The sequence below is a fragment of the Rheinheimera sp. NSM genome, assembly GCF_052380015.1.
In the GTDB taxonomy this organism is placed as follows: Bacteria; Pseudomonadota; Gammaproteobacteria; order Enterobacterales; family Alteromonadaceae; genus Alishewanella.
The window spans coordinates 248,801-261,067 of sequence record NZ_JBQTCI010000004.1 but is presented as its reverse complement, the minus strand read 5'-3'; the positions used below and the strand labels follow the sequence as shown (position 1 = coordinate 261,067).

The window sequence follows — 12,267 nt, the reverse complement described above, 5'->3', positions numbered from 1 at the left end:
CTGCAAAAATAGCGGCTATTTATCAAAGCTGACTTCGATATGCACCTTGCCAAAATCAGAATCAAACGGCATTAAAATTTTTGCGCCTTCTGATTTATGCGAAATAGTATGGTTTTTACCGGACACCACCACAGGTGTGGCCATAGTGAAGTCATAACCTTTTTCACCCAACACACGCTTAGCGCCACCGGTAACCATATTGGTAATTTCACCCACCATATCGGTGACATCCGGCGTAATGCCTTTTGGCCGCTCGCCTAACATGCGAAACATAATTTCTACCGCTAAAGACTCTTCAAAGGTAATAGAAAAAGAGCCTTTGGTTTGCGGGCTTACCATACCTATTAAGCCGGACACGTCGCCACGGGCCAGTTCGTCTTTTTTGATTCTGGGTTGGCCCGGAACTATGGTGGTATTGGCCATGGTGTTGAGCACATTTACTAACGAGGATAAAAACGGGTTTATAAATTCAACATTCATATCAATGCCTATCAAAGAAAACGGGACCCGGGATAAAGCTTGCTTAAGATTAGGAATCTTTTACCAGATGCACAAGCCATAGTCTTGTTTCCGGTATGCTTTATTCAGTTACTTTGCAGTCGGCACAAAGGCCATGTGCTTCGATGGTTTGATGCTTAATAACAAAACCATGGCTTACTGCCTGACGGTTAAACTCGTCTTGCAACAAACTTGAGTGTAACTCGGTTACGTTACCACATTGGTCACAGATCAACAGCTGCGCCGGATGATGCTGGCCAAAATGATGACAGAGTAGAAATGCATTGCTCGACTCTATTTTATGAATAAAGCCTTGTTCAGTCAGGAACTCCAACGCGCGGTACACGGTGGCAGGCTTGGCGCCGGGTTCAGTTTGTTTCAACTGTTCCAGCAATTCATAAGCGCCAATACCACCATTAAGATTGGCCAGCAGGCGAAACACTTTTTCGCGTATTGATGTAAAACGGGCGCCGTTATTTTCACAAATAACGCGGGCGCGGTTAACCAGGGTTTCCGTCGACATTGTCAGCTCCTGTCAGCAGTTACCGGCAGTGTACCATAACAAAGCTTAACTGCCACGTAGTGCCATACAGTGCAAGGGAATGAAAATGCCGTAGTTTATAACCGGTTAATTTGTTCTTTTAACTGGTAACTTTTGTCTGTAACAATGCTTTCTAATGTGGCAATGCGTTGTTTCATTTTTTCCATCTCTGTTTTTAGCTCTGCCACATCTTTGCTGCCGGCCTTGCCTTTGTTTTTATTGTAAGAGTCATATGCTGAGTATCCCAGGCCGCCGATAATAGCTATGGCTGCAATTTCAAAAGGTCCCATTTGTGTGTTCTCCGGTTGTTTTTCATGTTATTTAAATTAAAGCAAAGCTGATGCCAACTAATTAAAGCATTTTATATCATGCACTTATTTGTACTTGTCAGACGATCTTATCGGCAAAAAAACAAAAGTTTAGCCAATTTCACCATAATATAGTGGTAAACTTTGCCATCAATCCAGCAATTAATTGTAAAGCATTATGACTGACGAAGATTGGATGCAGCATGCTATTGCGTTGGCCGCTAAAGCCGAACTGCAGGGCGAAGTGCCGGTGGGGGCAGTGTTGGTTAAAGATAATATACTGCTGGGGGAGGGCCGGAACCAGATGATTAGCCTGAACGACCCGTCAGCCCATGCCGAAATGCAGGCAATACGCGACGCTGCAGCCAAAATGGGCAACTACCGTTTGCCGGACTGCACCTTATACGTGACACTGGAACCTTGCAGCATGTGCGCCGGGGTAATGGTGCACAGCCGGATTAAACGCCTGGTATTTGGTGCCACGGATTTAAAAACCGGCGCCGCCGGCTCAGTGCTGAACCTGGTGCAGCATGCGCAGTTTAATCATCAGCTTGAAGTGGTGCCCGGCGTGTTAGCTGCTGAATGTGCTACACAGTTATCTGCGTTTTTTAAGCGGCGGCGGCTGGAGCAAAAGGCAGCTAAACGGCCTCATCTGCCTGATTAAAAAAGCTCAGATAGTGGCGCCGGCGCTGATGCAGTTTGGTTACCGCGATATTGCGTTTAATACGGCGCCGGCTGGCGGCAACATCTACCAGGCGACGACGCAGGCTGCTGAGCCGTGGTTTTTTACGTTTTAACATAGCATCTCTTTTTTACTGAATATGCCGTTACTATGAGCCTGCAATGGCAAACTTTCAAGAGCCGGGTGGTGTGTCTTGCCGCTGTGCATCCGGCAATCTTTCTGTACTAATTTGGTCTGTCAGCCTTTGTTTTTGCAGCTCTAAGCGCTGCTCTGCCTGTTGGCGCTCGTCTACCCACAGCAGGGTGTCATAGTAGCGCCGGATATTTTCTACATAGCTAACCGCTTCATCGCCACGGGCATAGCCGTATTTGGTGGTTTGGTATACGCTTTTTTGCCGCAGTAGCGGCAGGCGCTGTTTTACGTCCAGCCATTTATCCGGATCTGCCCCTTGTTGCTGCGTAAGAATACGCGCATCCTCAACATGGCCCCAGCCTACATTGTAAGCCGCCAAAGCAAACCAAAGCCTATCCGGCATGGCGATACGCTCCGGTATACGGGTGACTAACTGGTGCAGGTAGCGGCTGCCCCCGCGAATACTTTGCTCCGGGTCCAGCCGGCTGGCAACCCCCATCTGTTGTGCTGTGGGTAGCGTAAGCATCATCAGGCCGCGTACCCCGGTAGGGCTTTTGGCTTTGGGGTCCCAGTGTGATTCCTGATAACTGAGTGCCGCCAGCAGGCGCCAGTCCAGTTCGCCGGCATATTGTACAAACCAGGCTTTTAAATCCGGCAAGCTGGTTTCTATCGCTTCGATATAAGCGAGGGTATCAACATAGTCGAATTGTTGCACGTGGCCAAAATAGCGGTCTTCCAATGCGATAAGTTCACCGCTTTGGTACATGGCACCGAAGAATTCGATCAGCACAGCATAGAGCGAGTCATCGCTGTTGTCGGCCAGCAGCCAGCTAACCGGCAGATTATCCCTGACGGTAAAGGCAATACTCAGATTAGGGTAAAAGCGCCGGTTCAATGCCAGCTGATTTGAGTCCGTTATGGTGTAAGCGATATTGCCGTCAATCACTTGCTGCAAAATTTCGTCGGCATCCAAAGTCGGGTGCTGCTGCCAGTTAAGGTCGGGGTGGTCAAGGCTAAGCTGTTGCAAGGTTTCGGCGTGGCTGCTGTCTTTAACCACAATAATGTTGTCAGTGACGTCTTTTAACGCCCGCGGCCAGGTGTTGCCTTGCTTAAATACTAATACTTCGTTAATCCAACGATAAGCCGGTGAAGCGCGATACATACCCCGGCGCTGTCCGGTCAGTGTTAAACCGCCGGCGATGTAGTCCACCTGGCCGTTTTGCAGTTTTAGCAGCAGTTCATCGAGGTGATAACTGGGAAAAAGCGCTAATTCAACCCCCAGCTTATCTGCCAGTGCCTGGCTGAGTTCCAGCTCAAAACCGGTGGGACCGTCGGTGCCGATATAATAGCTGGTGGGGCCGTGCAATATGCCGACCTTTATCTTATCTCGTTGATATATATCATAAAGCTGGCTTTGTGTTGGCTCGGGGGTACAACCTGCGAGGCAGAGCAACAACAATAACCAGCCCAAACTTTTCTGCATTCGCATCCACCTGTTACTGCTTAATCTGCGCTGTTATAGCAAACTTCTGTCGCTACGTCAGTGTTTACTCATACCACTTGGGCAGAAATTTCTTTATAATGGCGCGCCTGTTTCAGGTTCCATCGTCGTTCAACCCACGGGAAAAGAAAGCCTATGTTGATCCTGCGTGGTGCGCCAGCACTGTCCGAATTCAGAATTCAAAAGTTACTCGACCAATGCGCCCAAAGTGGCTTAACCATCAGCGGTATTTATGCTGAGTTTATGCACTTTGCTGATGTCAGCAGCGCATTGACTGACGCACAGCAACAAACGCTGGATAAACTACTGACTTATGGCCCGGCCATTGCCAGCCATGAGCCACACGGTCAGTTGTTGCTGGTTACGCCGCGGCCGGGTACTATTTCGCCCTGGTCATCTAAAGCGACAGATATTGCCCGCAACTGTGGTTTAACGCAGGTAATGCGGTTAGAGCGTGGTATTGCTTACTATATTGAAGCGCCAACGGCACTGAATACACAACAACTGCAGCAGGTTGCCGCACTGCTGCATGACCGCATGATGGAAGCGGTGTTTACCGAATTAACTCAGGCGCAGGCCTTGTTTGCCAAAGCAGAACCGGCACCGCTTAGCTCGGTTGATATTATCAATGGCGGCCGTACCGCACTGGCCAACGCCAACATTGAGATGGGCCTGGCGCTGGCCGATGATGAAATTGATTATCTGTTCGATAACTTTACCGCCTTGGGCCGTAACCCGAACGACATCGAGCTGTATATGTTTGCTCAGGCTAACTCTGAGCATTGCCGGCACAAAATTTTTAACGCCGATTGGACCATCGACGGCATACAACAGCCTAAATCGCTGTTTAAAATGATTAAAAATACCTTTGCGCAAACACCGGATTATGTGTTGTCGGCCTATAAAGACAATGCCGCGGTAATGGAAGGTTCCATTGCAGGCCGCTTTTTTGCCCAGCCCGGTAATTTAACTTATCAGTATCACCATGAGCCTATTCATATACTGATGAAGGTGGAAACCCATAACCACCCAACCGCCATTTCACCTTACCCGGGCGCAGCTACCGGTTCAGGCGGTGAAATTCGTGATGAAGGTGCTACCGGCGTGGGCTCTAAGCCCAAAGCGGGCCTGGTAGGTTTCTCGGTGTCGAACTTACGTATTCCGGGCTTTGAACAGCCGTGGGAAACCGATTTTGGCAAACCGGAGCGCATCGTATCGGCATTGGATATTATGCTGGAAGGCCCTTTGGGCGGCGCGGCGTTTAACAACGAATTTGGCCGGCCGGCGATTAACGGTTACTTCCGTACCTATGAAGAAAAGGTAGCCAGCCATAACGGAGAAGAAGTACGCGGTTATCATAAACCGATTATGTTAGCCGGTGGTTTAGGCAATATCCGTGCTGATCATGTACAAAAAGGCGATTTGCCGGTAGGGGCAAAGTTAGTGGTACTGGGCGGCCCGGCGATGAATATCGGCTTGGGTGGCGGTGCTGCTTCTTCAATGGCATCCGGTCAATCAGCAGAAGACTTGGACTTTGCCTCAGTACAGCGCGAAAACCCGGAAATAGAACGCCGCTGTCAGGAAGTGATCGATCGCTGCTGGCAGCTGGGTGCCGATAACCCTATCGTGTTTATCCACGATGTTGGCGCCGGCGGTTTATCCAATGCCTTTCCCGAGCTGGTGAACGACGGTGGCGTAGGCGGTAAGTTTGAACTGCGCAAGGTACCGAACGATGAGCCAGGCATGTCGCCGCTGCAAATTTGGTGTAACGAGTCGCAAGAGCGTTATGTGATGGCGATACCGGCGGATAAAATGCCGGTATTTGAGCAGATCTGTAAGCGCGAGCGCGCACCTTTTGCCGTAGTGGGTGAAGCCACGGCAGAGCAGCATTTAACCCTGACCGACACCCATTTTGGCAGTACACCGATTGATTTACCGCTAAACGTACTACTGGGCAAAGCACCCAAAATGCACCGCGATGTGCAAAGCGCACAAACCGCGGGTAAATCGTTGGATTTAACCGGTGTAACGTTGCAAGATGCCGCTGAGCGTTTACTGCGCTTACCGGCGATTGCTGAGAAAACCTTCCTGGTGACTATTGGCGATCGCAGCGTAACCGGCCTGGTAGCACGCGACCAGATGGTTGGGCCCTGGCAGGTGCCGGTAGCTAACTGTGGTGTTACTGCAGCCAGCTATGATACTTATCACGGTGAAGCTATGGCCATGGGCGAGCGCACCCCGGTGGCGCTGCTGGATTTTGCCGCCTCGGCGCGCCTGGCGGTGGCTGAAGCCATTACCAATATTGCCGCCACTGACATTGGCGATTTAAAGCGCATTAAGTTATCGGCCAACTGGATGGCAGCTGCCGGCCACCCTGGCGAAGATGCCGGCTTATATGCTGCGGTAAAAGCCATAGGTGAAGAGTTATGCCCGGCGCTGGAAGTAACAATTCCGGTGGGCAAAGACTCAATGTCGATGAAAACCAAATGGCAGCAAAACGGTGAAGAAAAAGCCGTAACCTCGCCACTATCTTTAGTGATCACCGCTTTTGCCCGGGTAGAGGATATTCGCAAAACCGTGACGCCACAGCTGCGTACCGACAAGGGCACCACCAGCCTGGTGTTGATTGACTTAGGCCAGGGCCAGAACCGCTTAGGCGCTTCGTGTTTAGCCCAGGTGTATAAGCAACTGGGCCAGACATCGGTTGATTTAGACAGCCCGCAGCTGCTGATTAACTTCTTTAACGCCGTACAGCAATTAACGCGTGAGCAAAAACTGCTGGCCTACCATGACCGCTCCGACGGTGGTTTATTTGTTACTCTGGCCGAGATGGCCTTTGCCGGTAAAGCCGGTGTGCGTGCTGATATCAGCGCTCTGGGTAACGATGATATGGCAGTGTTGTTCTCGGAAGAGCCGGGCGCAGTAATTCAGGTCAGTGACAGTGAGCTTGAGTACGTTAAGCAAGTACTGGCGCAGCATCAGCTGGGCAACTGCAGCCATGTGATTGGTGCGGTAAACAGCCATGACGAGCTGGTATTCAGCCGTGGCGATAACGTGGTGTTAAGCGACAGCCGCACCCGCTTACGTTGTATCTGGGCCGAAACCACTTACCAGATGCAAGCGCTGCGTGACAACCCGGAAGGGGCTAAACAAGAATTTGCTGCCAAAGCTGATGCTGCCGATCCTGGGCTGAATGTAAAACTCAGCTTTGATATCAACGAAGATGTGGCTGCGCCTTTCATCTTAAAAGGCGCAGCACCTAAAATTGCAATTTTGCGCGAACAGGGTGTTAACTCGCATGTGGAAATGGCTGCTGCCTTTAACCGTGCCGGTTTTAGCGCGGTTGACGTCCATATGAGCGACATCTTAGCCGGCCGCGCTAAGTTAGCTGATTTTAACGGCCTGGTAGCCTGCGGTGGTTTCTCCTACGGTGACGTCTTAGGTGCCGGTGAAGGTTGGGCGAAGTCAGTATTGTTTAACGATATTGCCCGCAAGCAGTTTGCAGAGTTTTTTGCCCGCCAAAGCACCTTTTCACTGGGGGTGTGTAACGGCTGTCAAATGATGTCGAACTTAAAGAGCCTGATCCCGGGCGCAGAGCTGTGGCCACACTTTGTACGCAATAAATCTGAGCGCTTTGAAGCACGCTTTAGCCAGGTTGAAATTCAACAAAGCCCGTCGCTGCTGTTTAGCGGTATGGCCGGTTCGCGTATGCCTATCGCCGTTTCGCACGGTGAGGGCCATGCTGAATTTGCCAGCAACGAAGCCTTCGTTAAAGCTAACCACAGTGGCACGGTAGCGATGCGCTTTATTGACCATTACGGCAAGGTCACAGAGCAATACCCGCACAACCCGAACGGTTCGGCCGCCGGTATTACGGCTTTAACCACTACGGATGGCCGCGTCACTATTATGATGCCACACCCTGAGCGGGTATTCCGCGCGGTGGCCAACTCCTGGCAGCCGGACGGCTGGCAGGAAGACAGCCCTTGGATGCGAATGTTCCGTAACGCCCGCGTCTGGTTAGGTTAAACCGGCAACACACTAAACAACCCTGCTACGGCAGGGTTGTTTTTTTCAGCCCTTCAATTCAACACTGGCCGATTTTTCTGCGTCATAAAATTCCGGCAACGCCGTGTGGCAGCAACTACACTTACTGGCATTTCAGCTTATCTCTTACCGGTCACTGAGGTGGCTATGCAAAAATCCGTGGTTATTGCCTTACAGCAAGCGTTGCAGCTTAATGACGAGCATGTCAACGGTGCTCTGAATACTTATACGCTAACAACGTGCTTACAGTGGTTGCAAACCAATGCGGCATCTGCCGGGGCATTAAACTGGCAAAGTTGGCCGGCAGAGCGCCAGGCCGTATTATGCCTGCAGCTGTGTTGCCGCCAAGCCGGGTTGAACCCGGGCGAGCCGGATGGCTGGTGGGGGCCACAAACTGCTTACGCCGCTGAGCAGTTAGCTGCCATACAACAACAAGGCAAACCGCCACCGGCGTGGCGTGACAGTTTTACCACGCCGGCTAACCCTAACCAGTGGCCACTGGACAGAGAAGCTGAACTGCGGGCATTTTATGGCGAGCCGGGCAGTCAGCTGGTTAAGCTAAGTTTGCCTTATCCGCTGCGACTGGCATGGGATCTCTCCAGCACGGTGCTCAGCACGCAATGTCATCAAAAAGTGGCAACCAGTTTGCAAAAGGTGCTGGAACAGGTGCTGCTGTATTACGGCTTCGATGCTGTGCAACAACTGCGTTTAGACTCATACGGCGGTGGTTTTAACCTACGGGCCAAACGTGGTGGCAGCAGTTTATCCACCCACAGCTGGGGCATTGCCTTTGACTTTGATCCACAGCATAACCAACTGAAATGGAACAGCAGCAAAGCCGGTTTTGCCCGGCCGGAGTACAACTACTGGTGGCAGTGCTGGGAAGATGAAGGCTGGGTAAGTTTAGGCCGCAGCCGAAATTATGATTGGATGCATGTACAGGCCGCGCGGCTGTAGCAGTTACATCAGCCCTTTTAAAAACGCCACCACACTGCGCCCCAGTGCGCTTAGCGCGTAGCCACCTTCCAGTACCGCTACGATGCGTCCCTGACAGTGTTGATCTGCCAGCTGTTTCAACTGTTGCGCTATCCAATGGTAGTCATCTTCTGTCAGCAGAAACTGCGCCATATCATCTTCGCGATGGCCGTCAAAACCGGCTGACACCAGAATAAGCTGCGGCTGAAAGGCATTAATGCGCGGCAGCCAATGTTTAACGATTTGCTCGCGCCAGATGGCCGGTTTGCATAACGCCGGCAACGGCAGGTTCTCGATATTATCGCCCGATGGTGTATCGCCGGTATTGGGATACAGTGGATACTGAAACGATGAGCAAAACAGCACTCTATCATCGCCGGCGAAAATATCCTCGGTGCCGTTGCCGTGATGTACATCAAAATCGACAATGGCGACACGGCTTAACTGATACTTTTGCAATGCATAGGCGGCGGCAACGGCGACATTGTTAAAAATACAAAAGCCCATGGCCTGGTCGCGGGTAGCATGATGGCCAGGCGGGCGTATATTGCAAAATGCCTGCTGGTTTACATCAGCCATAACCTGGTCTACCGCATTAATTGCGGCGCCGGCGGCATGCAAGGCGGCATTCAGGCTATGCCGCATCATCTGTGTGTCCGGGTCTAACCAGATATGGCCATCTGTTGGCGCTTTGGCGTAAATTTCATCCACGTACAACTTGCTGTGCACCGGGTATAAATCTGCTGCTGCTGCCGGGCTGGCATCGCGCTGCTGCACAACAAACTCCAGCCCGGAGCGGATCAGCTGGTCATTAACGGCACTAAGCCTGGCCGGTTGCTCCGGATGATCGTCACCGGCCTGGTGCAAATAACAGCTGGGGTGGCTAAATAAAGTAATGGCCATCAGCTTGTCTCCGCTATATGGGCTGAGCGCGGCAGGCGCAGTTGCAGGTATACTTCAGCCGGGTCGTCGCCGGGCAGGCGACCAAAGCCGGCTTTTTGGAATACTGCCAACATAGCCTTATTTTCTGCGCGTACATAGGCTGTCATGCTGGTTAAGCCGCGCAGCTCTGCAATGTTAATTAACTCTTGCAGCAGACGTTTGGCCATACCCTTGCCCTGATATTTTTCCCGCGTGACAAAGGCCACTTCACAGCCCAGGTTATCGTTGAGTAAGTAGTAGCGCCCCACGGCCTGAATTTGCACCGCTGAACCTTTTTGTTTCACGATACACAGCGCTAAATCGCGCGATTGATCGACGCCGACAAGGGTACAGGATTTCTCACGGCTCATCTGGGTTGGTACGGCGCTGTAACGCAGTTGCAGCGTTTCTTTGGTGTGCGAGTAAAAAAACTCCTGCAACCGGCGCTCGTCGGACGGATTTAATGGCCTTAAATCAAACTCCTCGCCGTCGATATGCAGTTCTTTAAAACCAACACTGCCCAGCTCGGGCACTTCCGTGGGGGTATGCAACTGGTAGTGCGGCACCCAGAACTGCAGGCGGATTTGCTCCAGCAACTGTTGGCGGAATTTCGGATGCGCCACGCGGATAAGCTCCAGCGCGCGTTCACGGATACTTTTACCGCGCAAGGATGCCACACCAAATTCGGTTACCACATAATGCACATGGCCGCGCGACGTTACTACCCCGGCACCCGGGCTTAAATGCGCCACAATGCGGGATATGGTGCCGTTTTTTGCCGTGCTGGGCAGGGCAATAATGGGTTTACCGCCGTTGCTCATTGAAGCGCCGCGGCTGAAATCGACCTGGCCGCCAATGCCACTGTAAAACAGATGGCCAATGGAGTCGGACACAATCTGACCGGTTAGATCGACTTCAATAGCGCTGTTTATCGACACCATATTGTCGTTACGGGCGATATTGGCCGGCGAGTTCACGTATTCACTGGGGTAAAAACCCATATGCGGATTACAGTGGACAAAGTCGTACAGCGCTTTGCTGCCAACACAGAAACTGGCAACGGTTTTGCCCGGATGAAAGGTTTTTTTACGGTTAGTGACCACGCCTTTTTTTATCAGCTCCATCATTGAATCGGTGATCATTTCGCTGTGAATACCCAGATCTTTATGGTTACCCAGATAGCGCAGCACGGCATCGCACATTTTTCCGACACCGATCTGAATGGTGGCGCCATCTTCTACCAGTAGTGAAACATACTGGCCAACCCGCTCAGTAACCGGATCCGGCTTTAGCTGCGGCATTTGCGCTATCGGCTGTTCGGCATAAAAATAAGCGCTGATCTGATCTTTATGAATAAAAGCCTGGCCATAGGTGATGGGCATGGAGGGATTAACCTGAGCAATGACCTTTTTTGCTGCTTTGGCCGCGGCGGAAACAATATCCACCGATACGCCAAGCGAGTGATAACCGTGTTCGTCAGCCGGGCTCACCATAATAAGTGCGGCATCCAGCGGCAAAATGCCGTCACTGAATAACGACGGTATATCCGACATAAAACAAGGCGTGTAATCGGCACGGCCTTCGGCTACAGCGCGGCGTACCTGGTCGCCACCGATAAATAAGGCGTTTACTTTAAATAACTGCTGATATTCCGGTTCTGCCCATTTGTTGTCGGATAAGGAATACACCTGAACAATTTCAATGTCATGCAGCTGTTTGGCATTGCTGATTAAGTGATCAATCAGTGCCGTTGGTGTGGCTGCGTGCGAGCCGATAAAAATACGGTCGCCCGATTTTAACAGCTGTTGCCAGTTCAGCTTATCTGTTGTTTTGCTCATAACCCATCCGGCGCAAGGCTTGTTGTGTCACGGTGTAATGCGGCACAGTGTAAAACAAAAAGGCGACCTTTATACAGTCGCCTTTAGTCTGGTTGATTAACGCTGCAGTCTTACAAGGTCCAGCGCAGACCAATCATCGCAACATAAGGGTCAATATTTACATTAACGCTTTGAACAGTATTGCCGTTTACCTGCACACGGCCGGTGGTATCAATATCCATCTTGCTTAGCATAGCGTGAATACCCAAACTGTCAGTCAGTTTGATATTCACTCCCGCCTGCAGTGCCAGGCCGTAGGAGCTTTTCAGCTTCAGAGCGACATTGTCATTGGCACCGGTTACGTTTAACGCATCCAGCGCGCCTTCAAGCTGGCTGTCAATTTGCTCGTCAAAAAATACCGTGTAATTCAGGCCGACACCAACAAAGGGGTCAAAGGTCTGATGTTGTGGCATAAAATGATATTGCGCCAGTAAAGTAGGCGGTAAGTGCTTGGTTTTACCCACTTTTAAGCCGTCAATCGCCGAGCCTTTTACTTTTATATCATGGCTGAACGGTGTGGCGGCAATCAGCTGTACTGCCCAGTTGGGGTTAATCCGGTAGTCGAAAGTAAGGCCCAACTGGGTATTAGTATTAACGCCTACCGCAGTAGAGCCTGTCGGCAGCCCGGCGACTTGTTCAATAACATTCAGGCTGGAGCTGCTGTCGTCCGGGGCGACAGTAATGGCGCCAACGTTAATGGCAAAGTCGGCATAAACGGGGGCCGCGGCCAGTGCAGCGGCAAGAGTGAGTACAGATAAGGTGGTTTTCATAATAAACTCCGCAGA

At 51.3% G+C, this 12,267-nt stretch carries 11 protein-coding genes; 3 read left to right on the top strand and 8 right to left on the bottom strand.

Annotated elements, in window-relative coordinates; all coding sequences use genetic code 11:
- Window positions 1–15 precede the first annotated feature (15 nt).
- From ACTZWV_RS13455 to ACTZWV_RS13445, 3 genes are all read right to left on the bottom strand, one after another.
- Window positions 16–480, bottom strand: coding sequence for a chemotaxis protein CheX (locus tag ACTZWV_RS13455; protein WP_444787042.1), 465 nt, complete (start codon window positions 478–480; stop codon window positions 16–18).
- Between the two features lie 100 nt (window positions 481–580).
- Entirely contained in the window at window positions 581–1,021 is a 441-nt protein-coding gene (locus tag ACTZWV_RS13450) for a transcriptional repressor (protein ID WP_444787041.1), read from the bottom strand.
- A 95-nt stretch (window positions 1,022–1,116) separates the two neighbouring features.
- Window positions 1,117–1,329 (bottom strand): hypothetical protein, encoded by a 213-nt coding sequence (locus tag ACTZWV_RS13445; RefSeq protein WP_444787040.1) that lies wholly within the window; start codon window positions 1,327–1,329, stop codon window positions 1,117–1,119.
- Between the two features lie 196 nt (window positions 1,330–1,525).
- On the opposite strand from ACTZWV_RS13445, the gene tadA reads away from it, so the two are divergent.
- Entirely contained in the window at window positions 1,526–2,011 is a 486-nt protein-coding gene (gene tadA / locus ACTZWV_RS13440; protein WP_444787039.1) for a tRNA adenosine(34) deaminase TadA, read from the top strand.
- Here the strand turns inward: tadA and ACTZWV_RS13435 are convergent.
- The gene (locus tag ACTZWV_RS13435) at window positions 1,986–2,147 is read right to left on the bottom strand and encodes a hypothetical protein (RefSeq protein WP_444787038.1); all 162 of its coding nucleotides are present in this window, start codon (window positions 2,145–2,147) and stop codon (window positions 1,986–1,988) included. The genes tadA and ACTZWV_RS13435 overlap by 26 nt on opposite strands.
- 54 nt (window positions 2,148–2,201) lie before the next feature.
- Complete coding sequence (mltF, locus tag ACTZWV_RS13430; protein WP_444787037.1) at window positions 2,202–3,644, bottom strand: membrane-bound lytic murein transglycosylase MltF; 1,443 nt, start codon at window positions 3,642–3,644, stop codon at window positions 2,202–2,204.
- Window positions 3,645–3,797: 153 nt separating this feature from the next.
- On the opposite strand from mltF, the gene purL reads away from it, so the two are divergent.
- Together purL and ACTZWV_RS13420 are read left to right on the top strand one after the other, a co-directional pair.
- Window positions 3,798–7,691, top strand: coding sequence for a phosphoribosylformylglycinamidine synthase (gene purL, locus ACTZWV_RS13425; protein WP_444787036.1), 3,894 nt, complete (start codon window positions 3,798–3,800; stop codon window positions 7,689–7,691).
- A gap of 165 nt (window positions 7,692–7,856) precedes the next feature.
- Window positions 7,857–8,666 (top strand): M15 family peptidase, encoded by an 810-nt coding sequence (locus ACTZWV_RS13420; RefSeq protein WP_444787035.1) that lies wholly within the window; start codon window positions 7,857–7,859, stop codon window positions 8,664–8,666.
- 3 nt (window positions 8,667–8,669) lie between these two features.
- On the opposite strand, the gene ACTZWV_RS13415 is transcribed toward ACTZWV_RS13420, so the two are convergent.
- The 3 genes from ACTZWV_RS13415 to ACTZWV_RS13405 form a co-directional block, all read right to left on the bottom strand.
- Window positions 8,670–9,587: a histone deacetylase family protein gene (locus ACTZWV_RS13415; RefSeq protein WP_444787034.1), complete on the bottom strand. Its 918-nt coding sequence runs from the start codon at window positions 9,585–9,587 to the stop codon at window positions 8,670–8,672.
- Window positions 9,587–11,443, bottom strand: coding sequence for a GNAT family N-acetyltransferase (locus ACTZWV_RS13410; RefSeq protein ID WP_444787033.1), 1,857 nt, complete (start codon window positions 11,441–11,443; stop codon window positions 9,587–9,589). The genes ACTZWV_RS13415 and ACTZWV_RS13410 overlap by 1 nt, the downstream gene beginning before the upstream one ends.
- Before the next feature lie 110 nt (window positions 11,444–11,553).
- A complete protein-coding gene (locus ACTZWV_RS13405; protein WP_444787032.1) occupies window positions 11,554–12,252 on the bottom strand; it encodes an OmpW/AlkL family protein in 699 nt (232 codons plus the stop codon).
- Window positions 12,253–12,267 lie beyond the last annotated feature (15 nt).

Excerpts from the sequence above, each read along its gene's own strand:
- ACTZWV_RS13455 (WP_444787042.1), bottom strand. The coding sequence starts at position 480 with ATGAATGTTGAATTTATAAACCCGTTTTTATCCTCGTTAGTAAATGTG.
- ACTZWV_RS13450 (WP_444787041.1), bottom strand. The coding sequence starts at position 1,021 with ATGTCGACGGAAACCCTGGTTAACCGCGCCCGCGTTATTTGTGAAAAT.
- ACTZWV_RS13445 (WP_444787040.1), bottom strand. The coding sequence starts at position 1,329 with ATGGGACCTTTTGAAATTGCAGCCATAGCTATTATCGGCGGCCTGGGA.
- tadA (WP_444787039.1), top strand. The coding sequence starts at position 1,526 with ATGACTGACGAAGATTGGATGCAGCATGCTATTGCGTTGGCCGCTAAA.
- ACTZWV_RS13435 (WP_444787038.1), bottom strand. The coding sequence starts at position 2,147 with ATGTTAAAACGTAAAAAACCACGGCTCAGCAGCCTGCGTCGTCGCCTG.
- mltF (WP_444787037.1), bottom strand. The coding sequence starts at position 3,644 with ATGCAGAAAAGTTTGGGCTGGTTATTGTTGTTGCTCTGCCTCGCAGGT.
- purL (WP_444787036.1), top strand. The coding sequence starts at position 3,798 with ATGTTGATCCTGCGTGGTGCGCCAGCACTGTCCGAATTCAGAATTCAA.
- ACTZWV_RS13420 (WP_444787035.1), top strand. The coding sequence starts at position 7,857 with ATGCAAAAATCCGTGGTTATTGCCTTACAGCAAGCGTTGCAGCTTAAT.
- ACTZWV_RS13415 (WP_444787034.1), bottom strand. The coding sequence starts at position 9,587 with ATGGCCATTACTTTATTTAGCCACCCCAGCTGTTATTTGCACCAGGCC.
- ACTZWV_RS13410 (WP_444787033.1), bottom strand. The coding sequence starts at position 11,443 with ATGAGCAAAACAACAGATAAGCTGAACTGGCAACAGCTGTTAAAATCG.
- ACTZWV_RS13405 (WP_444787032.1), bottom strand. The coding sequence starts at position 12,252 with ATGAAAACCACCTTATCTGTACTCACTCTTGCCGCTGCACTGGCCGCG.